Consider the following 20,490-nt stretch of genomic DNA (forward strand, 5'->3'; position numbering starts at 1 on the left):
CTGCCGTCCGATTGGACTCATTCAAGTTTCAGACTGGATATAAGACAAAGATGTTCCCTGTCATATCCCTTCAAGAGCATATTCTTAGCGGGATCAGGACAAGGTCGCGGTATAAGATCATCCTGGTTCCGACAGGAACTGCATCTCAATCGGGAGGAATTCGATGCATTTGGTAAAGGCAATAAAAGGTTTTACGAGAGTAGCCGCGGTCGCGGCCTCCGTGCTCTACGCGGGGGCGGCCTTCGCGCAGACGACAGTCGTCGTCGGCTATCAGCAGATCGTGGGCCCGTTCGTCAGCGCCATCGCCGACGGCAGCTTCGACAAGGCGCTGAAGGAAGCCGGCTACACGGTTGACTGGCGGCAATTCTCGTCCGGCGGCGACATCTCGACCGCTCTCGCTTCCGGCAACGTGCCGGTCGGCGTGCTGGGCTCGACGGGCACCGCTGCAGCCGCCACCCGTGGCGTCGACCTCCAGCTGTTCTGGATCCTGGACAATATCGGCAAGTCCGAAGCGCTCGTGGCGCGCAACGGCTCGGGCATCGAGAAGCCGGAAGACCTCAAGGGCAAGAAGGTGGGCGTGCCTTTCGTGTCCACCTCCCACTTCCATCTTCTCGTCGGCCTCGAAAAGGTCTGGAAGGTCGACCCGCGCGAAGTCAACATCCTCAACATGAAGCCGCCGCAGATCGTCGCCGCCTGGCAGCGCGGCGACATCGACGCGGCTTACGTCTGGCCGCCGGCCCTGTCTGAAATCCTCAAGAGCGGCAAGGTGATCTCCGACTCCGAGGTGATCGGCAAGGCCAGCGTGCCGACCTTCGACGGCATCGTCGTGGACAAGAAGTTCGCCGCCGACAATCCGAAGTTCATGGCTGCCTTCGCCAAGGTGCTGGCCGACGCTTATGCCGGCTACAAGGAAAAGGGCGCCAGCTGGACCGCCGATTCTCCCGAGGTCCAGGGCATCGTCAAGATGATCGGCGGCAAACCGGAGGACGTGGTCGAGGCCTTGAAGCTTCTGGTGTTCCCGACCGTGCAGGAACAGGCTTCCGACGCCTGGCTCGGCGGCGGCGTCAAAGGCGGGGCAGTGCGCGCGCTCACGGAAAGTGCTAAGTTCCTTGTGGAGCAGAAGCAGATCGACGCTGCGCTGCCGGACTATAGCGGCTTTGTGAACGCGGAATTCGCGACGGCGGCTGCCAAGTAACGATCTGAAATGCCTGCCGGCGGCTTGGCCGCCGGCGATTTCCCCACGGGTTCCGCTTGGATCCCGTAACCCTTGAGCTTTGCCCAAAGGGCGTGACCCAAGAAGGCATGATATGCAAACTCTCAACGTCAGCAATGTGAACCTGACCTATCCGGGCCTGCATTCGGATGAGGCGGTTATCGCGCTGAAGGGCGTCAACCTGACGATCAACAGCGGCGACTTCGTGGTGGCGCTCGGCGCCTCCGGCTGCGGCAAGACCACGCTTCTCAACCTGATGGCCGGCTTCATGACGCCGACGGCCGGCGAGATCACTTTGGGCGGCCGCCGCATCAACGGCCCTGGCGCCGACCGCGGCGTGGTGTTCCAGAAACATGCGCTGTTGCCCTGGCTGAACGTCATCGACAACACCGAGTTCGGCCTGAAGCTGCAGGGCGTGGCCAAGGAGGAGCGGCGTGAGCGTGCCGTCCGTAACCTGGCGCTTGTCGGCCTGCAGGACTTTCACAGGCACATGATCTACCAGCTCTCGGGCGGCATGCAGCAACGCGTCGGCATCGCCCGGGCGCTGACCTGCGACCCCGCGATGCTGCTGATGGACGAACCGATGGCGGCGCTCGACGCGCTGACCCGCGAAACCATCCAGGAGTTGCTGCTCAGGGTCTGGCAGCATACCCACAAGATGTTCTTCTTCATCACCCACAGCGTGGAAGAGGCGCTTTTCCTGGCGTCGCGGCTCATCGTCATGTCGCCGCGTCCGGGTCGTATCACCCACACCTACGAACTCGATTTCAACCGGCGCTTCCTTGCCAGCGGGGACGCGCGCGCGATCAAATCCAGTCCCGACTTCATTCAAATGCGGGAAACCGTTCTGGGGATCATCTATGGCGACGAGCGAGCTTCAGGAAACCCGGAGTTGGTCAATGCTTGAGCGTTTGGCAAAGGCGAAATCCGTAAAGCCCGGCAAGGTCTACGGCGCGCCCGGCGATGGCTATAGCGGCCACATCAGCCTCCTCACCGCGCTGGTCCTGATCGCGCTGTGGTTCCTCGTCACCAGCATGGGCTGGGTGAAGCCCCTGTTCCTGCCGTCTCCCATGGCGGTTTACAACAAGTTCGTCATCGCCATGACCGAGGGCGTGGCCAACTCCACGCTGGCGCAGCACACGCTGGCCAGTCTGGGCCGGGTCTTCGGCGCTTTCGCGCTGGCCTGCGTGACCGCCATTCCGCTCGGCGTCCTGATGGGCGTCAACCGGGTCATTCGCGGCCTGCTCGATCCGATCATCGAGTTCTACCGCCCGCTGCCGCCGCTGGCCTACCTGCCGCTGGTCATCATCTGGCTCGGCATCGGCGAGTTCCCGAAGGTCTTCCTGATCTTCCTGGCGATCTTCGCACCGATGGCGATCGCGGCCCGCGCCGGCGTCCGCTCGGTGTCGATCGAACAGATCCACGCCGCCTATGCCATGGGCGCCACCCGCAGCCAGGTCATCAGCCAGGTGATCATGAAGGCGGCGCTGCCGGAGATCTTCACCGGCATGCGCATCGGCATCGGCGTCGGCTGGACGACCCTGGTCGCGGCCGAAATGGTCGCCGCCAGCCGCGGCCTCGGTTTCATGGTGCTGAACGCCGCCGAATACCTGGCCAGCGACACGGTCATCATGGGCATCATCGTCATCGGCGTGTTCGCCTTCGCCTTCGATCTTCTGATCCGCTACCTGGAGAAGATCTTCATTCCCTGGAAGGGACGCGTCTGATGGAACGCGAGGCCCGGCCGGGAGCGCCGCCGCCCTAGGCGGCGCCCGCCGGCTTTCTCGATGAACCGCATCACGGGCGATCGTTGCCCGAACCCCGGCGTGCATCCGCGCACGCCGACCCTTGGAAGAAGGACCAAAAAATGACGACACCGCAAATCACGGCAACCGACCTCGCCGCGCTGTTCGATGCCTTCAATCGTCACGATATCGATAGCGTGATGGCCTATTTCGCACCGGATTGCGTCTTCAACGCGGTCGGCGGCCCGGACGCCTGGGGCACCCGCATCGAAGGCACCGACGCCATCGCGGCGGCGTTCTCCGGCGTATGGGGCGCGATGAAGGACGCCAACTGGGCCCATCACAGCCATTTCGTTCACGGCGACCGCGCGGTTTCGGAATGGACCTTCACCGGCACCAATGCCGACGGCAGCCGCATCGAGGCGGAAGGCTGCGACCTGTTCACGCTGCGCGACGGCAAGATCGTCAGGAAGCAGGCTTTCCGCAAGAACCGGCCCCTCATCAAGGCATGACAGCGACCGTCCGAACGGGCGGAGGACATGAAACATGGAACACCAGGCAATCAAACTGAATCGAGCCCAGAAGCCTTACGACCCGACCTATGATCCGGTCGTGGCGCCCGATCCGGGCCACGGACGCGACTATGCGCCCACCTACTGGATCGGCACCGCCGGCGAGCCTCCGGCCGACGACGGGCCGGTGACCGCTGATATGGACGCCGACGTCGTCGTCGTCGGTTCCGGCTATACGGGCCTGTCCTGCGCCATCCACCTGGCGCGCGAGCACGGCATCAAGGCGGTCGTGCTCGAGGCCAACGGCGTCGCCTGGGGCTGCTCGACCCGCAATGGCGGGCAGGCGCAGATTTCCGCCGGTCGCCTGAAGCGCTCGCAGTGGATCGAGCGCTGGGGTGTGGATGTGGCCAAGAAGCTGCACAAGGAGATCGCCGAGGGCTTCGACCTGTTCCGTGCGCTGATCAAGGAGCCCGAGATCGATTGCCTGCCGCAGGACGGCGGCCACCTCTACATCGCCCATCGCGAAAAGATGATGCCGGCGCTGGAGAAGGAATCGAAGCTGCTGAACGAGGTGTTCGGCTACCGGACCAGAATTCTCGGCCGCGACGAGATCCATCGCGACTTCGTGCGCGACGAGGAAGCCAGGGGCGCCATGCTCGAGCCGGACGGCATCGGTGTCCATGCCGCCAAGCTTGCCTTCGGCTACCTCAAGCTGGCGCGCAAGCTCGGCGCCAAGGTGCATACGTCAAGCCCCGTCGTCGGCTATAGCCAGCGCAACGGCATCCACCACCTGCGTACGCCCGGCGGCACCGTGCGGGCCCGCAACGTCGCCTTTGCCACCGCCGGCTATACCTCCCCCGGCCTGCATCCGCTGACCAGGCACCGGCTGATGCCGGTGCTGTCGAACTCCGTCGTCACGCGTCCGCTGACCGACAGCGAGCGCGAGGCGCTGAACTTCAAGGCGAAGATCCCGCTCACCGACACGCGCACCTTGCGCCACTACTACCGGCTCATGCCCGACAACCGCGTGCAGATCGGCAGCCGCAGCGCCATCACCGGGGCGGACGCGACCAACCAGAAGCATCTCGACCTGCTGCTGGAGGGCATGTATCGCAAGTTCCCGTCGCTGCGCGGCATCCAGATCGACTATTCCTGGTGGGGCTGGGTGGATGTCAGCCACGACATGATGCCGCGCATCTTCCGGCCCGATCCGGCGCAGACCGTCTTCTACGCCATGGGCTATGGCGGCAACGGCGTCATGTATTCGGCGCAGGCCGGCCGGCGCCTGGCGCAACTGATCGCCGGCAAGGGGCAGGGCCTCGACCTGCCGATCTTCACCTCCGAACTGCCGCATCACGGGGTGCTGACGCCGTTCCGGCGCATCGGCCAGCGCGCGATGTATTATTGGTACTACCTCAAGGACGAAAAGCTCTGACGCCGGCTAACGGCGCAACGAAAAGAACGAAAGGAACCCACGATGAAGATGAGCACGGAAGAATCGTTTGTGAAGGTTTTGCAGATGCATGGGATTGAGCATGCGTTTGGCATCATCGGCTCGGCGATGATGCCGGTTTCGGACCTGTTCCCGAAGGCGGGGATAGCGTTCTGGGACTGCGCGCACGAGACCAATGCGGGGCTGATCGCGGACGGCTATGCGCGCGCGACGGGCAAGATGTCGATGGCGATCGCGCAGAACGGTCCGGGCGTGACCGGGTTCGTGACGGCGGTCAAGACGGCGTACTGGAACCACACGCCGATGCTGCTCGTCACCCCGCAGGCGGCCAACCGGACGATGGGCCAGGGCGGCTTCCAGGAAGTGCCGCAGATGGCGCTGTTCGAGGACATGGTGTGCTACCAGGAGGAGGTGCGCGATCCGTCCCGCATTCCGGAGGTGCTGAACCGGGTGATCGAGAAGGCCTGGCGCGGCTGCGCCCCGGCGCAGATCAACATCCCGCGCGACTACTGGACCCATGTCATCGACGTGGAGCTGCCGCAGATCGTGCGGCTGGAGCGGCCCTCGGGCGGCCGCGAGGCGATCGCGGCGGCGGCGAAGCTGCTGTCGGAGGCGAAGTTCCCGGTCATCCTCAACGGCGCGGGCGTGGTCATCGGCGGGGCGATCGCCGAATCGGTGGCGCTGGCCGAGCGGCTGGACGCGCCGGTGTGCTGCAACTACCAGCACAATGACGCCTTCCCCGGCAGCCACCGCCTGGCCGCCGGCCCGCTCGGCTACAACGGCTCGAAGGCGGCGATGGAGCTGATCGCCAGGGCCGACGTGGTGCTGGCGCTGGGCACCCGCCTCAACCCGTTCTCGACGCTGCCGGGCTACGGCATCGACTACTGGCCGAAAGAGGCCAGGATCATCCAGGTCGACATCAACCCCGACCGCATCGGCCTGACCAAGAAGATCACGGTCGGCATCTGCGGCGACGCCAAGGAGGTGGCGCGCCAGATCCTGGAGCAGCTGGCCGGCACGGCGGGCGACGCCGGGCGCGAGGAGCGCAAGGCGCTCGTCCACCAGACGCGCTCGGCCTGGCTGCAGCAATTGTCGTCGATGGACCACGAGCAGGACGATCCGGGCACGCGCTGGAACGAGGAGGCGCGGCAGCGCGACGCCGGGCTGATGTCGCCGCGCCAGGCGTGGCGGGCGATCCAGGCGGGGCTGCCGAAGGAGGCGATCGTGTCGACCGACATCGGCAACAACTGCGCCATCGGCAACGCCTATCCGAGCTTCGAGGCGGGGCGCAAATATCTGGCGCCGGGCATGTTCGGCCCGTGCGGCTATGCCTTCCCCTCGATCATCGGCGCCAAGATCGGCTGCCCCGACGTTCCGGTGGTGGGCTTTGCCGGCGACGGCGCCTTCGGCATCTCGATGAACGAGATGACCTCGATCGGGCGCAAGGAGTGGCCGGCGATCACCATGGTGGTGTTCCGCAACTACCAGTGGGGGGCGGAGAAGCGCAACACCACGCTGTGGTACGACAACAACTTCGTCGGCACCGAGCTCAACCGCGACTTCAGCTACGCCAGGGTGGCGGAGGCGTGCGGCTTCAAGGGGGTGGTGGCCGACACGCCGCAGAAGGTGACCGAGGCCATCCGCGCCGCCTGCGAGGACCAGGCCAGGGGCGTCACCACCTTCGTCGAGATCGTGCTCAACCAGGAACTGGGCGAGCCCTTCCGCCGCGACGCCATGAAGAAGCCCGTCCCCGTCGCCGGCATCTCAAAAGGCGACATGAAACACCAGAAAGGCGCGTGACGATCTTGTCAGGGGCGGACCAGGTCCGCCCCTGCTGCCTTTGAAATCTCCGGGATTGAACGCATGCAACCGTTGGATCGCATTCTGGAGGCCGCGCGTGCCCGGCCCAAACACATCGTCATGTCGGAGGGCGAGGACCCGCGCATCGTCGAGGGGTCGTTGCGCGCGGTGCGCGACGGCCTGGCCCGCGTGACCCTGCTGGGCGAGACGGAGGCGGTGAAAGCCAGGCTGGCGGAATTGGGGGCGGATGCCGCCGCCGTCGAGATCGTGGATCCGTCCTGCTCGCCGATGATCGCGAGCTATGCCGCCGCTTTCTACGAAATGCGCCGCAGCAAGGGAATCAGCGCGGTGGCGGCGCATGACGTCGCCGTGTCGCCGCTCGGCTTCGCCGCGCTGATGGTGCGGCTGGGCCATGCCGACGGTACGGTGGGAGGCGCCGTGGCCACCACGGCCGACACGGTGCGCGCCGCGCTCCAGATCATCGGCCGCGCGCCCGGCAGCAACATCGTGTCTTCCTTCTTCCTGATGATGCTCAACCAGCCGCACCATCAGAAGAAGGGCGTTTTCGTCTTTGCCGATTGCGGACTGGTGGTGGAGCCGAGCGCCGCGGAACTGGCCGATATCGCGCTGGCCTCGGCGCGGTCCTATGAAACCCTGACCGGCAACCGCGCCAGGGTCGCCATGCTTTCCTTTTCCACCGCCGGCAGCGCCAGGCATGAGCGCGTGAGCAAGGTGGAGGAAGCGACGCGGTTGGCCAGGCAGGCGGCTCCCGATCTGCTGATCGACGGCGAACTGCAGTTCGACGCCGCCTTCGTGGAAAGCGTGAACCGCGCCAAGGCGCCGGACTCGGTGACCCGGGGCGACGCCAACGTCTTCATCTTCCCCAACCTGGAGGCCGGCAATATCGGCTACAAGATCGCCCAGCGCATCGGTGGCGCCGTCGCCGTCGGCCCTGTGTTGCAAGGTCTTGCCCGCCCGGCCAACGACCTGTCGCGCGGCTGCAGCGCGGACGACGTCTATCACATGATCGCGCTGACGGTGGTGCAGGCGCGCGGCGCCTGACGGCTTTTTCTGACCGGCTTCGCCGCCGGCTATTTGACGATCAGGACCGGCATGCGGGCCCGTGCCAGCACTTCCGTCGCCTGGCTGCCCAGCAGGAGCTTGTTGATGCCGCGCCGGCCATGCGACGCGATCACGATCACGTCGCAGCCCCGCTGTTGCGCCGTTTCGACTATGGCGTCCGACGGCCTTGAATAGGGGACGTAGACGATGGCGGCATCGACGCCCGTCTCCTGTGCCGACGCCTTCACCGCCTGCAATATGTCCATGGCGGCTTGCTTGTGCGCGGTGTTGTAATAGTCCATGTCGTCCTGCGTCGGCACCCAGCCTGCGCCGAGCGCAAGGCCCGAGGCCGGGAAAGGTTCGGTCGCCGTAACGGCCGTGACCTTGCTGCCCAGCGCCTTGGCGAGACGCAGCCCCTCTTCCACGCCGCGCCAGGCTGTCTCGGAGCCATCGGTCGGAACGAGTATATGCTTGTACATTGCGGCCTCCATTCCGGCGAATGAAGGGCACCGCCATCGGCGAACCGCCTTGACCCAGGTCAAACCCAAGGTCCCATTCTGCAGGCCGTTTCGTACGAGGATCGATCCGCGACGAGAGAAAGGGCCCGGCCGCAAGCTTCTGGGGATGGGGGCGGCCGGGCCGGCTGCGGGGCTCGGGGAAAGCCAAGGCAGCGAAGATCATGCTACCCGTGTTTGCGGTGAGCCTTCAATCTGATGAAAAGGACTAGGCCGCTTCCACCTTCGGAGTGCCCTTGCATGTCACGGAGCGGAACCGGCAGGCGTGCGGAGGCTCGAGGCGCATACACCATCGAGAGCGGACATGTGGGGCAAGCACATATCCAGCCTGCGCCCGCCCAAACACAAGCGCCCTCCGCATACATGAGCAATAGCTTAATAAATCCGGCCGCGCATCATCAAATTCAAGCGGCAAAAGGCTTTTGAACAGGCAAACATGCCGGCGATCGGGAAGACGAATTTCCGCTAATTGCTATAATGGGCGCAGACCCGTTGGAATGGGCGCAGACCTGTTGGCAGCCGACGACCGGAGGTCCTGAATGGCTACCTTCATCATCGCGCTTGTCGCCGTCATCCTTTGGCTCGGGCTGGCCGCCTGGGGCTGGGGTGGGGTCGGCCCATTCCTGTCCCATCCCGCGCGCGTCGCGCTGGTTGCGGTAACGCTGGGTCTCACGGCAGCGGCGTCCTTCACCAGCGGCAATCTGAGCCCGGGTGAACGGGAGGAAAGCGACAATCGCTGGGTGCTTGTCGCTTTCCTGATCATCGGTATCCTGGACGGCTTTCTGCCGGCCTATTGCGACCGCACCGGGCTTTGGACCTTCGGCGGCGACGGGGTGCGCTGGCTCGGAGTCGCGTTCTTCCTTGCAGGAGGTGTGCTCAGGCTTTGGCCCGTCTTCGTTCTCGGCTGGCGCTTCAGCGGCCTCGTGGCCATTCAGAAGGACCATCAACTGGTCACCGACGGCATTTACGGACTTATCCGCAACCCGAGCTATCTCGGTCTGCTGGTCAGCGTGTTCGGATGGGCTCTCGCCTTCCGTTCGGCTGTCGGCCTGATCCTGGCGGCGCTTTTCATTCCGCCTCTGATCGTTCGCATCCATTCCGAAGAAAGGCTGCTGGCGCAGCATTTCGGCGCCGCCTATGAGGCCTATCGCGCCCGCACGTGGCGACTTGTCCCTTACATCTATTGAGCAACGGCGGGACCGGCAGGAGAGCACGAAGTTCGCGGCGCTTCGTTTGACATGATTATGCACTCATGTCATAGTTATGACATGAGTGCAGAGCAGCATCAGCCGACCCTCAGGGAGGAGCAGGCGGCCATGACGCGCGAGCGGATCGTTCGCGCCCTGGTCGATCTGCTGGAAAAGGAGGAGATCGATCAGGTCTCCATGGCTGCCTTGGCGCGTGCCGCCAATGTCGCCGAGCGCACGATTTTCCGTTACTTCCCGACGCGGGCCGACCTGGTTGCGGCGGCCGGCGAATGGATCAGCACGAACATCTTCAGGTTGATCCCGTCGAAGGTGCCGGAAGACCTGCCACGGGGGTTCCGGGATGCCTGCGCGCTGTTCGACGGCCACCCGCGCCTGGCCCGCGCCATCGCCACCAGCCGTGTCGGCCGCAGCGCGCGCAGCGAATTCCGCAAGCAATTCATCGCTTCGAGCAGCGAGGTCATCGCTCCGCTCATGGCGGGGCTCGATGACAGGGAACAGCGCCGCGCCGAGGCGATCGTGGCGTATCTCGACAACGTTCTGGCCTGGCACACGCTGCGCGAGGAATTCGGCATGTCCGGCTCCGAGGTCGCCGACACCGTCCAATGGGCGCTGAAGCTCATATTCGAGGATCTGCGCCGCCGCGCCTCGGCGGCGCACAGTTCGGGCGAGGACTAGCCCGGCCAGGCACCAACACCGCAATCCTGGGAGGAAACCAGTGTACAGACTACCGACCATGCTCATCGGCATGGGCGTACCGATCTTTTTGGTCGTGATCGTCCCGCCGTTCCTGAACGACGCAAGCCTGACATGGGCAGGCATACCCGTTCTGCTGCTGTGGATGTTTTTCTGCATTCCGGCCGTCGCGCTCTGCCTCATCGTCTGCTGGTACTGTTTCGACCGACGCCGCTATCTGACCGGGGAGGACAGGCCATGATGATCGCCGTGTTCACCCTGGTGATGGCGCTGTCCATCGCCGCGGCCGCGGCCGCGCGCCTCGGCATCAGGAACCTCGACATCGACCACATGCTGGTGGCGGGCAGGTCGATGCCGGCCTTCATGGTCTTCATCCTTGCCGTGGGCGAGGTCTACAGCATCGGTTCGATCCTGGCCTTTCCGGCCGGCATCTACGCCAAGGGCATGGAAAGCGCCTATTGGTACATGGGCTATCTGCTGCTCGCCTATCCTTTTGCCTATTTCACCGCGCCGCTGATCTGGCGTGCCGCCAATCGCCACAAGGCGTTGACCGTGCCGGAAGTGTTCGGCCGGCACTTCGAAAGCCGCGGGCTCGAGATCGTCATGTCGATCGGCGCGCTGATCGCCGTTGCGACCTGGGGACAGTTCCAGTTCGTCGGCATCCAGGTGGCGCTGACCGAACTGGGGCTGAAACTCAGCCCGGCCGGGCTGCTTGCGGCCGCCGCCTGCCTCGCCTTCATCTATGTCGGGCTGGCGGGGGTCAAGGGTTCGGCCTTCGTGGCATGCATCAAGGACACGGCCATGATGTTCGGCATCGTCGCCGTCGGGATCGCGGCCATCTGGACGATGTGGGGAACGCCGGCGCAGCCTTTGCAGGTGTCGATGCCCGAAAGCCACCTGACCATGGGCATGCCCGCCCTTTCCTTCGCCATCTCGACCATCCTGTTCCAAGGCTTCGGCCTCTATCTCCAGCCTTCGGTCAGCCCCTTCGTCTTCACGGGCAAGTCGGAGGCTGCGGTGAAGAGCGCGACGGTCTTCATGCCGCTCTACCTGATCATGCTGCCGTTCGGCGCCGTGGTCGCGCTCTATGCCCTGACGGCCCTGCCGGGAGTGGAGAACGCCAATCGGATATTCCTGGATGTCGCCCACAGCCTGCTGCCGTCCTGGGCCGTCGGCTTCGTCATCGCCGGCGCCTGCCTGGCCGGAATCCTGGTCCTGTCGGTCAACGCGCTCAACTGCGCTGCGATCGTCACCCGCAACCTCGTCCCCAACGTTCCGGTTTCGGCGCAGCGCCAATGGACGCGGCTGACCATCGCGGTTTTCCTGATCGTTGCTGCCGCGCTGACCCTTGTCGTACCGAAGCTGATGGTGAGCGTGCTCAACTTCTCCAACTATATCGCGATCCAGTTCGGCGCGGGCTGGCTGGCGATCTTCTTCGGGCGGCGCGTATCGGCGCTGTCGGTGGGGCTGGGCCTCGTCGTCGGCGTGGTGGTCGCGGTCGTCCTGTTTGCAACCGGCGCGAATGTCGGCGGTCTGAATGTCGGCTTCGTCGCCTTCATTGCCAATCTGGCGATCACCTTCGGACTGTGCCGGATCATGCCGGCCGGCAAGCCGCGCAGTCCTGTCGCCCTCGTCGCCAAACCCACGACAGCGTGAAAGATTTCCAATGAATATGGACCAGTATCTGCGTCGATTGCCGAAGGTGGACCTTCATTTCCACCTAGCAGGCACGCTCCAGCCGCGAACCTTGTTCGACCTTGCCCGCAAGAACGGCGTGAATCTGCCGAACTGGGATGAAACGAAAATCTATGACTTCAGGGATTTCTACGATTTCCTCGAGGTTCTCGAATGCATCGCCAGATGCATCGTCAGCAAGGGCGACTTCGCCCGCGTGTCTTATGAGGCGATGCGCGACGCGGCCCGGGCAGGAAACCTGCGCTATGCGGAACTGTTCTTCAATCCGCAGTACCACTATCCGCAGGGCATCTCCTACGCCACCATGGTGGACGGCTACATCGAGGGGCTGGAGGCCGCGCAGAAGGATTTCGGCGTCGAAGGCAGGCTCATCCCTTCCATCAACCGCGAACTCGGCGCAGGCGCGGCCCTCGACATGGTGCGCGACGTCGTCGGCCAGCCGCGCGACAGGGTGATCGGCCTCGGCATGGATTGCGCCGAATACAAGGGAAAACCGCATTTGTTCGTCGAGGCCTACGCCATGGCGAGGAAGGCGGGACTGCGCTGTACGGCCCATGTCTGCGAGGACAACCAGACGCTGGAGCAGGCGCCGCCCTCCCATGTCATGGACTGTCTCGACCTGCTCGGCTGCGACCGTCTCGACCACGGCTATAACATGCTGGCCGATCCGGCTGTGGTTAGGCGGTGCCGGGATTGCGGCATCGCTTGCACGGTGGGCACCCATACCTGCATCGCCTCCAGGATGCAGAAGCGCTGGGACAGCGTACGCAAGATGCGCGACGCCGGCCTCAACCTCACCCTTGCCACCGACGATCCGCCGATGTTCGGCACGGACATCGGCCAATCCTACGTCACCGCGCATGAATGGCTGGGCCTTTCCGCCGCGGAGGCGGCCGATCTTGCGTTGGCCGGGGTCGACGCGACCTGGCTGGACGACGGCGAAAAACGCGATCTCCGGCGGTCTTTTTCGGATGAGATCGCGGCCCTCAAGGCGGAATTGCCGGCCCAACCGGCCGATGGATGACGTGTCGGCGCGAAACGGCGGACGCCCGTCCCCTCTCCGGGGCGGGTGTTCTGCCTAGGCAGGATGAAGAACTGTTGGGTCGATATAGGTGCTTGCGCCTTTTGGGCTTTATCTCCACATTGTAAGGGGAAGGGATACAACCGCAACGGGAACCCGAATGTCGCGCGCGCTGGAAGACATTGCCAAAACATCGGACCTGCCGCAGGGCCGCATGACTTTGGATCAGCAGGTTGCGTCCATCCTGATCGAAATCGAACGGGAAAAAGTCCCTGACCGGCTGCTGGAACTTGCCGGCCGGTTGCAGGCCCTGCTGCTGGAAAAAAGACGCGGCGGCTAGGCCGCAGGACGGTCCATGGTCCGCATGGCCGTGAAGCGTTCTAGGTACGGTTCAGCCGGCGCTCCATGTCGGCCATGTATCTGGGGCCTGACAACCGGTTGCGCGCCTCGAGCAGGCTGCCCGAGGTCGACTCGCCCAGATGCTCCAGCAGGCCCAGCCGGGCCCGGTTGAGCCGGCTTTTCACGGTGCCCACGGCGCAGCCGCAGATCTCGGCGGTTTCCTCGTAGCTCACGCCCAGCACGCCGATCAGCACCAGCACCTCCCGATGGTGGGTGGGCAGCCGGTTGATGGCGTCGCGCACTTCGATGCTCTGCATCGACCATTCCTGGGAGGGTTCCGAGACCGTGCGCGAGGACGCGCAGTCGAGCAGGCCCGGCGATTCCCGCGCGGCGATCTTGGCGCGGGTGTAATGGGTGTTGCGCATGATGGTGAACAGCCAGGATTTCATGCGCGTGCCAGGCTCGAACTTGTCGATGTTGGCGATGCCCTTCATCAACGTTTCCTGGACGAGGTCGTCGGCATCGTCCGGATTGCGGCAGAAGGTTCTGGCGAAGGCGCGCAAAGCGGGAATGAGATCGACGATAGCACCGGCGTCGGCGCTGGAATCGGTGTCTGTTTCGCCGCTGCCGTCGGCACTCGATAAGACAGAGCCATAGGGTGGCAAGATGCTCGCTCCCGACCGGACTGATGTGTGAATGCGAATGGACAGGAATGCGCCATGGAACGGATCGTTCCGCAAAATTCCCCTGCGCGCCAACAAAAGCGACCCGTCGCGAAACACGGCCGATAGAAGACGGTGCGCGCGAGCGGCAATCCTGCCCTGCAAGGCGACGGTTTGGCCGATCGGACGACAGTCCGGAAAGAAATCGGCCCGCGACAGGTCTGTCGCGGGCCGGGCCTTCCATGTTCTCCCGCCGATCGGCGCCGCTATCCTGGCCGCATCGACAGGCTGGGTTGCGGTTCAGGCCTACTCCAGGACCTCGACCACCTTGCGGGTTTCAGGATCGACGATCAGCGTGCGACCCTCGACCACGACATAGCGGTATTTCACGTCCGGGGCCTCGATCTGGTGGAGTTCGACGGTGTCGGGCAGCACTGAGCCGATGCTGAGCTGCACTCCGGGCAGATCGATCGAGGCCAGCGGCTTCTTGTGCACATACTCCTTGATGACCGTCTGCTGCTGCGGTTCGATGACCACGTCCTGCGCAGCAGCGGCTCCCATCACGGCCAGCAGGGCCGTCGCCACGAGCGCGGTGCGGATTTCGGGTCGCATGTCTTACTCCTGTTCAAGCTGGACCACCCGCCGGCGCCCGAACTTTTCCGGCGCCCTTTGGTTCCGTAAGCCTCGGATGGCAGAAACCCGCGGGCCGCCGCCGTCACCGGCCGTTCGATATGCCACGCTGCAGGCTCGTCGTTGGCCCGGCGTTCCCGCCGATTGCGAGGGGTCACATCTCTGCCAGTGCCTTTTCAAGATCTTGGGGACGTTGCCGAGCAATGTGATTTGCGTGCTGTAGCCAGCCATCCTAGCTTTTCGCCCCTGGCGCCGGGGCGAGGTGTCTCACGAAAGGAACATGGAATGAACCCGGCCGCGGCAATTCCGTCTCGCCAGAAGGCGATCTTGACCAAAGCGACGAACGAATTCTGCCGGAAATACAAGATCGAGGATCTGCCGGGACGCAGGGCGGCAGCACGGCTGGCCATGATCTATTTCAAGTCCGGGAAACGGACGACCCTGGAACTCAGGCGCGCCTTGGAATCAGACGATTAACGCGCGTCTGCCCACGAGACGCTCTAAGTCCTTGTTTTTCTGATGCCGGCGGTTTCGCACGGCACCGCCACCGCTCGCTTCGTTCTGCTCACAGAAGGCGGATCATAGGCCGGACCGATAATGTGATTGGCCGGCCATGCGGTTTTAGGACACACTTCCTGCATGACTTTAAAAAAATTGGACGAACAGCTGGAGTGCAAGGTGTGCGGCACCATCCAGCAGGAAATTCCGGAAAATCCCGAAGACGATACGCCTATTCGGTGCAGCAATTGCGGCGCCTATCTCGGCACATGGCGTGAGATGGAAGTGAGTTTTTCCAGGCAGGCCAAAGGTGGCGGTGTGTTCGACCTGAAAGAAGGAACGATCATCAAGAAGACGTGAGAGATTTTCCCGCTTCGAAGATCAAGCCCGCCCTTTGATCTGGGCGGGCTTTTCCGGGACTGAAGTCGAATTGCAAGCCTACTTGCCGCAATATCTGTCGTTGACGTTCAGCGACGCGTTCGCGTCCGGCCCGGTGGAATGCCAATCCGAAACGCAAGGGCCTGCCACGCCGGTCGTCACGGCGCCGGGACTGCCTTGGTTATCGTCATATATGCTGCCGGTCGTCATCGTATCGACCGAAGGCCGTTCGGTCGGCACAATATAGCGACCGCCATGATCCGTCTCGTCGACGACGGTCTGTGCCATCGCAGAGCCGCCGATGAGCACTATCAGAGCGGATGCAGCCGCAAGTTTCTTGAACATGGGGTTTCTCCTTCGTCGTGCGCCGCTGCATTGCGACAAGAGGCAAACCGGCAGACCATGTCGATTGTTCCGAGAAAACCCGGCAAGCACGTTGGAGCCATCAACATATATTCTGCGCGTCCCGCGAACTATCGCATCGCGAGCGTCTTGCTACGGACCTTTGTTCGCAACCACCGGCCAAGCCTGGAAGACGCTCGTCATGCGCTTCTAAAAAGATGAACGACATGCAACCGCAAGCACCCTGGCGGCTTGGCGAGCGCGTTTCGGTCATGCGCCGACGCTTAGCCAGGACCGAGTTTTCCGGTTAGCCGGCGGGCTCCGCCCGAAGCTCGTTTGATCTCCCGCAAAGTTCCCGCGCCGCAGATAGGGCAGTGTCGGCGCGCTGTAGGACTCATTGGCTACAGTCCCTTTAGGCAACTGGCCCCGGCCCAGCGATGTGCCGGGGTCCTTTTCCCCGCTTATCCTCTTCCCGAGCTGGAAGGCGCTCGCCGGCCAGGATCGCAAATGGCTTTGCTTGCTGCGTGCATTCTCAGGCCAGGCACTTCCGATTGCTCCGGCATGCGCGATGATAGCCAGTTCCGACATCGGCGGGTTGGTGCCGAGTGCACGCCGCGAAGCGGCAATCGCGCGTTCCGGGCCCCCACTCCCATTCTTCAAAGAGCCGACGAACGGCTCGGCTGTGACAATGGATTGATCTCGCCGCGAATGAAGCCCGTGAAGTTGGAATCCACTTCACCGTGGCGACATGCATGTAAGGTGAAAAAAATGGTGCCCAGGGGCGGAATCGAACCACCGACACGCGGATTTTCAGTCCGAGCGGAAGCCTTGTAGCGCAAGGCTTTCAGCTTGTCATGTCGCGTCTATGTCGCACTGAGCGACCGCGCTAGAACTTTGCGTCGCAAGTCCCAAGATTTTGCACAAAGAAGGCCAATCCGGAAAGACCGGTTACCTTGTGGCCGGAGGTGACAATGACGCTTTTGCCGTTCTCATCGGGATCCGTAATGGTGGTCAAGAAAACATTCCCGGATTTTGAGTGCTCGATGAAGTCGATCTTGGGCCCGCCGCGCCGCTCCGCATACACGTTTTCATCCACTCCCGTGTCCCCAACGGCCATCGCAGTTCCTCTTTCCAAATCGATCGCGGTGTAGGTGCGAGAGTATTTTTCTTTTCCGGTTACCCATGGCGCTAGCTTGGCGTGCTCGATCGTCACCCGTGTTACGTCGGTGAATTCACAGACATAGGCTTTAGGGAGTTCGGCCGCGTTTAAGCCCGTCGACCACGCGAGAATAGATACCGACAAAATAGCTCGTTTTTTCATTGGCGCTCCTGCTCAGCCAAGTAGTGACTTTTCTGCAGCGGCCATCTCATCGGCATCGTCGCCGCGCGGGAATAGGTGGCCGTAGACGTCCATGGTGATGACGATCGAGCTGTGCCCGAGCCTTTCCTGTACGACCTTGGGCGGCAAGCCGAGCCCGCCGTCCTGTGGCCGGTTGATGCACCATGAGGCGTAGAAGTGCCTCAGCGCATGCATCCCCGTGTACTTGGCGGCCATGACGGTGTTGCCATCCTCGTCTTGCTTGTCCGTCGCAACGCTGACGCCGGCAGCGACCTGGACCGGGACAAGGCCGCGGTTGATGATGTTGCCCAGGCTCTCAACGTTGCCGCTGCCGTTGGCGAAGACAAGATGGTCGGGCTTGGCATCTTCTCGGATGGCCTTGCCGTCCTCGTCCCTTCCGATGATCGGGCGGCTGTAGCCGAGCTTCCATTCCTTCAGCGTATTCACGACCATTGGCGGGATGGGCACGGTACGCTCGCCAGCTTCCGACTTCGGGCGGCCGATGTCATTGAACCTGTCGGCGCGCTGCCTGACGTGAAGCTCGCGCTTTTCCAGATCCACATCCCGCCAGCGCATCCCGCGTAGCTCCGAGGCCCGCAGGCCGGCAAAGATTGCAGTCAGCAGCAACGGACGCCAGCGGCCATCCAGTGCCCCGACAATGGCCTTTATCTCTTCGCGCGTCGGAATATCCACTCCAACTTTGAGCTTGCCCTTGTGGCGTCTCTCCTGCCGCCGTTCCTTGCCCTTGGTGCGGGCGCGGCTTTTCTCCCTGACCGCATTGCGAACGACCAGCCCGCGTTCCTGTGCGTCCGCCAGAAGTGACCCGAGGCTCACCAGCACCTTGCGCACCATCGCTGAGGAACGGCCTGCCTCGCGCAACCTGTCCTCGAAGTCGCGGACGGCCGGCACGGTGAGCTTCGACAGAAGCGTGTCGCCGATCAGCGGGTAGATGTGAAGGTCGAGATGCTGGCGGTACTGGTTGATGGTCGACCGTTCCAGCCCGGCCGCCTGCGCCGAAGCCATCCAGAAGGAGCCGGCCTGCTTCACCGTAGCGCTGGCGCTGTCTGCGACGTGGACACCTTCCTTAACCTCCACCTTGGCCGTGGCCGCGAACTGGTCGGCATCCTTCTTCTTCGCGAAGGTCTTCAGCCGGCGCGTGCCCTTGGTGTCCACATAGTCGACCACCCAGGCGGTTTTCTCTTCGCCTTTGCCGGTCAGCCATGTGCGCTTACGGATGCTCATTTGCCGCCCTTCGATCGAAGTATGCGCCGACAAGGAGAAGTTCCCGAGCTTTGCCGACGTCGCCTTGATCGAGCGCCGAAACCGCTCTGGTAACAGCATCGCGAAGGCGCACTTCGTTATCCAGCAATAGGTCGATGCGGCGGGCGTAATTCTGGCGGTCGCCTTCGTTGAAGCTGAATTCGAGCCGGTCAACTATCTCCGCAGTCATGCTTCGATCGTTTCGCGCAGCGGCCTCATCCACCTTGCTTTTCAATTCTTCCGGTATCCGAAGTCGGAAATGCAGGTCTTCTCGCGCCATGCCTCACCTATGCCACACAAAATCATTGACAGATATGCCTCACCAATGACACACATGCAATGACACACTGATGACGCACACGCTATTTGCATATGGAGAGAGCTAATGCCCGAGCGGAAAGAAGAACTGGATCTGATCTGGGGCGTGGGGCCGATCGGCGATCTCATCGGCCGCAGCTACCAGCAGACCTACCACATGATCCAAAGCGGACACCTGCCGATGGTGAAGCAGGTTGGCGAGCGGTACGTCGCGAGCCGGCAGAAGCTGATCGCATTCTTTCTGGAAGACGCGGCCTGAGCGGGCCGCGGGCTGACGTCATATCTGTCACCCCATGATCGGATCGTTACTTTGAACGAACGCCAGAAAAGAATTTCTCAAGGTAATCGTATGCGTCCGGCAACAGTCTAAATGGTTGTCGTGCAAGAGAAAAATACGCTTTTGGCTTGAACATGTCATACAAAAACAGAGGCGTAACTTGCACTTTGTCGTAATTTTCCGCTTGAGCTATTAGGCATATCAGTTAATTTTGTCCGCACAGACGACCAACTGTCCAGAGAGTGCGAAATGAACAGAGACGCCTAGTAACGGGTGCGGATTGGCACCCAATTTATAAAGGGACTGCCATGACTGCCGTGAATGCGCCTGTCGCTTCTTCTCGATCTTTTGGAACACCCTGGCGGGACCGTCCTTTTCTTTCCATCGCCTTCGCCGCTGACCTGCTCGGCGTTTCGCGCGCTTTCCTCTACCGGATGGAGAAAGAGGGACGGCTGCGCTTCGGCCGCCTGGCCGGGAAGACGTTGGTGAAGACCGACAGTCTTCTGCATCTCATCGACAATGTTGAAGACTGGCGTCCGAGTGAGCGGGGCGCCGCCGGCCGTGCGGCCAGAACCGCGCTTGTCAGACCCGAACGCGCCGCGTCGGAGCACCTGTCGTGAGTGCCGCGCCGGAAACGGTCATGCAGCGCGCGCTGCGCGAGTTCAAAAAGGCGACCCCGGAGCGGATCGAAGCAGCAGGCCAGTATCGCGCGGAATGGCTTCGCAATCTGGCTATTCGCTTCTTGCCCGCTCACGGCGTCAAGCTCATTGGCGATCCTTCATTGGTCGAGTTCACCATCGGGCGAGTAACCTGCGATTTCAGCGATGCCGTCAAGATCGCCGAGGACGAGGCCGCGTCGCGCAAGCGCGGCAGGCCAGCGAACGACCTGGACACCAACATGATCTATGCGGCCGCGGTGACGTTGCAGGCCGACGGCCTATCGATTGCCGAGGCTGCTCGCCGGGCGGCGAAGTTTCTCGGTGCGCCGGCCACGAAGGATCGCGTCGAGAAGGGGCTGAAAGCCTTCCTCCGCTGGGGCGGGGGCGTCAGGGAGGCGGCGTCCCGAACCGGCGAAGACGTCGAGAGGGCGAGCTATTTCGTCATCTGGTTGCTGACGACGACGCGCTTCGAACTCACTCGCTTCGCCAAGGAGATCGCCGCCGAGAAAGCCGAAGCGGAAGCCCGCCGTAAGTTTGGCCGCCACGTCTCCTTTATCGGCGCGACGCCCCGCGCCAGTCTCCTGCCCCTCACCAAGGAGACCAAGCAATGACCAACGCCGCAGCATACATCCCATGGCGGGACCGGGCTTTTCTCAGCATCCGCGAAGCATCGCAGATCATGGCCCGCTCGCCGGATTGGGTTCGAAATCGCATAGGGGAGGGCCGCCTGGTCGGGCGCCAGCTTCAGGCCGGCGGCCCTGTCGTCGTCACCGTGCACAGTCTGATCGACTTTATCGAGGGCGTCGAGACCGTGCCCCGCGCACAGCCTAAACCGTCGGCCATCTATCTCGCCGTCGACAATACCTGAAAC

The 20,490-nt window shown here is 63.1% G+C and carries 26 protein-coding genes and 1 tRNA gene; 19 read left to right on the top strand and 8 right to left on the bottom strand.

What is annotated here, in order from left to right; all coding sequences use genetic code 11:
• Positions 1–163: 163 nt before the first annotated feature.
• The 7 genes from tauA to pta all read left to right on the top strand — a co-directional run bounded on the left by tauA (position 164) and on the right by pta (position 7,785).
• Positions 164–1,195 carry a taurine ABC transporter substrate-binding protein gene (gene tauA / locus QU595_RS02075; RefSeq protein ID WP_315918618.1) on the top strand — a complete coding sequence of 344 codons (1,032 nt, stop codon included), beginning with the start codon at positions 164–166 and terminating at the stop codon, positions 1,193–1,195.
• A 112-nt stretch (positions 1,196–1,307) separates the two neighbouring features.
• Positions 1,308–2,120: a taurine ABC transporter ATP-binding protein gene (locus tag QU595_RS02080; RefSeq protein ID WP_315918619.1), complete on the top strand. Its 813-nt coding sequence runs from the start codon at positions 1,308–1,310 to the stop codon at positions 2,118–2,120.
• Positions 2,113–2,940 carry an ABC transporter permease subunit gene (locus tag QU595_RS02085; protein WP_315918620.1) on the top strand — a complete coding sequence of 276 codons (828 nt, stop codon included), beginning with the start codon at positions 2,113–2,115 and terminating at the stop codon, positions 2,938–2,940. The genes QU595_RS02080 and QU595_RS02085 overlap by 8 nt, the downstream gene beginning before the upstream one ends.
• A 155-nt stretch (positions 2,941–3,095) precedes the next feature.
• The gene (locus tag QU595_RS02090; protein ID WP_315920654.1) at positions 3,096–3,470 is read left to right on the top strand and encodes a nuclear transport factor 2 family protein; all 375 of its coding nucleotides are present in this window, start codon (positions 3,096–3,098) and stop codon (positions 3,468–3,470) included.
• Positions 3,471–3,504: 34 nt separating this feature from the next.
• Positions 3,505–4,905, top strand: coding sequence for an FAD-binding oxidoreductase (locus QU595_RS02095; protein ID WP_315918621.1), 1,401 nt, complete (start codon positions 3,505–3,507; stop codon positions 4,903–4,905).
• 42 nt (positions 4,906–4,947) lie between these two features.
• Positions 4,948–6,723, top strand: a complete 1,776-nt coding sequence (gene xsc, locus QU595_RS02100; protein WP_315918622.1) for a sulfoacetaldehyde acetyltransferase — start codon at positions 4,948–4,950, stop codon at positions 6,721–6,723.
• Between the two features lie 63 nt (positions 6,724–6,786).
• Entirely contained in the window at positions 6,787–7,785 is a 999-nt protein-coding gene (pta, locus tag QU595_RS02105; RefSeq protein WP_315918623.1) for a phosphate acetyltransferase, read from the top strand.
• Positions 7,786–7,814: 29 nt separating this feature from the next.
• Here pta and QU595_RS02110 read toward each other — a convergent pair whose 3' ends face one another.
• Complete coding sequence (locus QU595_RS02110) at positions 7,815–8,264, bottom strand: universal stress protein (protein WP_315918624.1); 450 nt, start codon at positions 8,262–8,264, stop codon at positions 7,815–7,817.
• Between the two features lie 575 nt (positions 8,265–8,839).
• Here QU595_RS02110 and QU595_RS02115 point away from each other — a divergent pair.
• The 6 genes from QU595_RS02115 (at position 8,840) to QU595_RS02140 (ending at position 13,257) form a co-directional block, all read left to right on the top strand.
• The gene (locus QU595_RS02115; protein ID WP_315918625.1) at positions 8,840–9,487 is read left to right on the top strand and encodes an isoprenylcysteine carboxylmethyltransferase family protein; all 648 of its coding nucleotides are present in this window, start codon (positions 8,840–8,842) and stop codon (positions 9,485–9,487) included.
• A 129-nt stretch (positions 9,488–9,616) separates the two neighbouring features.
• Positions 9,617–10,183, top strand: a complete 567-nt coding sequence (locus QU595_RS02120) for a TetR/AcrR family transcriptional regulator (protein ID WP_315918626.1) — start codon at positions 9,617–9,619, stop codon at positions 10,181–10,183.
• Between the two features lie 40 nt (positions 10,184–10,223).
• The gene (locus tag QU595_RS02125) at positions 10,224–10,442 is read left to right on the top strand and encodes a hypothetical protein (protein ID WP_315918627.1); all 219 of its coding nucleotides are present in this window, start codon (positions 10,224–10,226) and stop codon (positions 10,440–10,442) included.
• Entirely contained in the window at positions 10,439–11,857 is a 1,419-nt protein-coding gene (locus QU595_RS02130) for a sodium:solute symporter family transporter (protein ID WP_315918628.1), read from the top strand. The genes QU595_RS02125 and QU595_RS02130 overlap by 4 nt, the downstream gene beginning before the upstream one ends.
• Before the next feature lie 10 nt (positions 11,858–11,867).
• Entirely contained in the window at positions 11,868–12,920 is a 1,053-nt protein-coding gene (gene add / locus QU595_RS02135) for an adenosine deaminase (protein ID WP_315918629.1), read from the top strand.
• Between the two features lie 157 nt (positions 12,921–13,077).
• Positions 13,078–13,257 carry a hypothetical protein gene (locus QU595_RS02140; RefSeq protein WP_315918630.1) on the top strand — a complete coding sequence of 60 codons (180 nt, stop codon included), beginning with the start codon at positions 13,078–13,080 and terminating at the stop codon, positions 13,255–13,257.
• A gap of 40 nt (positions 13,258–13,297) precedes the next feature.
• On the opposite strand, the gene QU595_RS02145 is transcribed toward QU595_RS02140, so the two are convergent.
• Complete coding sequence (locus QU595_RS02145) at positions 13,298–13,840, bottom strand: sigma-70 family RNA polymerase sigma factor (RefSeq protein ID WP_315920656.1); 543 nt, start codon at positions 13,838–13,840, stop codon at positions 13,298–13,300.
• A 384-nt stretch (positions 13,841–14,224) separates the two neighbouring features.
• Entirely contained in the window at positions 14,225–14,530 is a 306-nt protein-coding gene (locus QU595_RS02150; protein ID WP_315918631.1) for a DUF1236 domain-containing protein, read from the bottom strand.
• 303 nt (positions 14,531–14,833) lie between these two features.
• On the opposite strand from QU595_RS02150, the gene QU595_RS02155 reads away from it, so the two are divergent.
• Positions 14,834–15,025, top strand: a complete 192-nt coding sequence (locus tag QU595_RS02155; protein ID WP_315918632.1) for a hypothetical protein — start codon at positions 14,834–14,836, stop codon at positions 15,023–15,025.
• Between the two features lie 162 nt (positions 15,026–15,187).
• On the top strand, positions 15,188–15,406 hold the full coding sequence (locus QU595_RS02160) for a hypothetical protein (protein WP_315918633.1): 219 nt from the start codon (positions 15,188–15,190) through the stop codon (positions 15,404–15,406).
• Between the two features lie 78 nt (positions 15,407–15,484).
• Here the strand turns inward: QU595_RS02160 and QU595_RS02165 are convergent, their stop codons facing one another.
• The 5 genes from QU595_RS02165 to QU595_RS02185 all read right to left on the bottom strand — a co-directional run bounded on the left by QU595_RS02165 (position 15,485) and on the right by QU595_RS02185 (position 18,645).
• Positions 15,485–15,769, bottom strand: coding sequence for a hypothetical protein (locus QU595_RS02165; protein ID WP_315918634.1), 285 nt, complete (start codon positions 15,767–15,769; stop codon positions 15,485–15,487).
• 766 nt (positions 15,770–16,535) lie between these two features.
• A tRNA-Phe gene (locus QU595_RS02170) sits at positions 16,536–16,608 on the bottom strand.
• Positions 16,609–16,652: 44 nt separating this feature from the next.
• Positions 16,653–17,087, bottom strand: a complete 435-nt coding sequence (locus QU595_RS02175; protein WP_315918635.1) for a hypothetical protein — start codon at positions 17,085–17,087, stop codon at positions 16,653–16,655.
• 12 nt (positions 17,088–17,099) lie between these two features.
• Complete coding sequence (locus tag QU595_RS02180; RefSeq protein ID WP_315918636.1) at positions 17,100–18,347, bottom strand: site-specific integrase; 1,248 nt, start codon at positions 18,345–18,347, stop codon at positions 17,100–17,102.
• Positions 18,334–18,645: an Arc family DNA-binding protein gene (locus tag QU595_RS02185; protein WP_315918637.1), complete on the bottom strand. Its 312-nt coding sequence runs from the start codon at positions 18,643–18,645 to the stop codon at positions 18,334–18,336. Before QU595_RS02185 ends, QU595_RS02180 begins: the two co-directional genes overlap by 14 nt.
• A 105-nt stretch (positions 18,646–18,750) precedes the next feature.
• On the opposite strand from QU595_RS02185, the gene QU595_RS02190 reads away from it, so the two are divergent.
• The 4 genes from QU595_RS02190 to QU595_RS02205 all read left to right on the top strand — a co-directional run bounded on the left by QU595_RS02190 (position 18,751) and on the right by QU595_RS02205 (position 20,487).
• Positions 18,751–18,942, top strand: coding sequence for a hypothetical protein (locus QU595_RS02190; protein ID WP_315918638.1), 192 nt, complete (start codon positions 18,751–18,753; stop codon positions 18,940–18,942).
• 326 nt (positions 18,943–19,268) lie between these two features.
• On the top strand, positions 19,269–19,580 hold the full coding sequence (locus QU595_RS02195) for a helix-turn-helix domain-containing protein (RefSeq protein ID WP_315918639.1): 312 nt from the start codon (positions 19,269–19,271) through the stop codon (positions 19,578–19,580).
• A 20-nt stretch (positions 19,581–19,600) separates the two neighbouring features.
• Positions 19,601–20,230 (top strand): hypothetical protein, encoded by a 630-nt coding sequence (locus tag QU595_RS02200; protein ID WP_315918640.1) that lies wholly within the window; start codon positions 19,601–19,603, stop codon positions 20,228–20,230.
• Positions 20,227–20,487: a hypothetical protein gene (locus QU595_RS02205; RefSeq protein ID WP_315918641.1), complete on the top strand. Its 261-nt coding sequence runs from the start codon at positions 20,227–20,229 to the stop codon at positions 20,485–20,487. The genes QU595_RS02200 and QU595_RS02205 overlap by 4 nt, the downstream gene beginning before the upstream one ends.
• Positions 20,488–20,490 lie beyond the last annotated feature (3 nt).

The sequence above is a fragment of the Mesorhizobium sp. SP-1A genome (genome assembly GCF_032460275.1).
Taxonomy (GTDB): Bacteria; Pseudomonadota; Alphaproteobacteria; order Rhizobiales; family Rhizobiaceae; genus Mesorhizobium.

Bases quoted from the DNA above. Each gene is read 5' to 3' on its own strand.
- pta (WP_315918623.1), top strand. From the start codon at position 6,787: ATGCAACCGTTGGATCGCATTCTGGAGGCCGCGCGTGCCCGGCCCAAA.
- QU595_RS02165 (WP_315918634.1), bottom strand. From the start codon at position 15,769: ATGTTCAAGAAACTTGCGGCTGCATCCGCTCTGATAGTGCTCATCGGC.
- QU595_RS02110 (WP_315918624.1), bottom strand. From the start codon at position 8,264: ATGTACAAGCATATACTCGTTCCGACCGATGGCTCCGAGACAGCCTGG.
- QU595_RS02150 (WP_315918631.1), bottom strand. From the start codon at position 14,530: ATGCGACCCGAAATCCGCACCGCGCTCGTGGCGACGGCCCTGCTGGCC.
- QU595_RS02195 (WP_315918639.1), top strand. From the start codon at position 19,269: ATGACTGCCGTGAATGCGCCTGTCGCTTCTTCTCGATCTTTTGGAACA.
- QU595_RS02115 (WP_315918625.1), top strand. From the start codon at position 8,840: ATGGCTACCTTCATCATCGCGCTTGTCGCCGTCATCCTTTGGCTCGGG.
- QU595_RS02080 (WP_315918619.1), top strand. From the start codon at position 1,308: ATGCAAACTCTCAACGTCAGCAATGTGAACCTGACCTATCCGGGCCTG.
- QU595_RS02190 (WP_315918638.1), top strand. From the start codon at position 18,751: ATGCCCGAGCGGAAAGAAGAACTGGATCTGATCTGGGGCGTGGGGCCG.
- tauA (WP_315918618.1), top strand. From the start codon at position 164: ATGCATTTGGTAAAGGCAATAAAAGGTTTTACGAGAGTAGCCGCGGTC.
- QU595_RS02175 (WP_315918635.1), bottom strand. From the start codon at position 17,087: ATGAAAAAACGAGCTATTTTGTCGGTATCTATTCTCGCGTGGTCGACG.
- QU595_RS02140 (WP_315918630.1), top strand. From the start codon at position 13,078: ATGTCGCGCGCGCTGGAAGACATTGCCAAAACATCGGACCTGCCGCAG.
- QU595_RS02180 (WP_315918636.1), bottom strand. From the start codon at position 18,347: ATGAGCATCCGTAAGCGCACATGGCTGACCGGCAAAGGCGAAGAGAAA.
- QU595_RS02185 (WP_315918637.1), bottom strand. From the start codon at position 18,645: ATGGCGCGAGAAGACCTGCATTTCCGACTTCGGATACCGGAAGAATTG.
- QU595_RS02130 (WP_315918628.1), top strand. From the start codon at position 10,439: ATGATGATCGCCGTGTTCACCCTGGTGATGGCGCTGTCCATCGCCGCG.
- QU595_RS02155 (WP_315918632.1), top strand. From the start codon at position 14,834: ATGAACCCGGCCGCGGCAATTCCGTCTCGCCAGAAGGCGATCTTGACC.
- QU595_RS02205 (WP_315918641.1), top strand. From the start codon at position 20,227: ATGACCAACGCCGCAGCATACATCCCATGGCGGGACCGGGCTTTTCTC.
- add (WP_315918629.1), top strand. From the start codon at position 11,868: ATGAATATGGACCAGTATCTGCGTCGATTGCCGAAGGTGGACCTTCAT.
- QU595_RS02120 (WP_315918626.1), top strand. From the start codon at position 9,617: ATGACGCGCGAGCGGATCGTTCGCGCCCTGGTCGATCTGCTGGAAAAG.
- xsc (WP_315918622.1), top strand. From the start codon at position 4,948: ATGAAGATGAGCACGGAAGAATCGTTTGTGAAGGTTTTGCAGATGCAT.
- QU595_RS02200 (WP_315918640.1), top strand. From the start codon at position 19,601: ATGCAGCGCGCGCTGCGCGAGTTCAAAAAGGCGACCCCGGAGCGGATC.
- QU595_RS02160 (WP_315918633.1), top strand. From the start codon at position 15,188: ATGACTTTAAAAAAATTGGACGAACAGCTGGAGTGCAAGGTGTGCGGC.
- QU595_RS02085 (WP_315918620.1), top strand. From the start codon at position 2,113: ATGCTTGAGCGTTTGGCAAAGGCGAAATCCGTAAAGCCCGGCAAGGTC.
- QU595_RS02095 (WP_315918621.1), top strand. From the start codon at position 3,505: ATGGAACACCAGGCAATCAAACTGAATCGAGCCCAGAAGCCTTACGAC.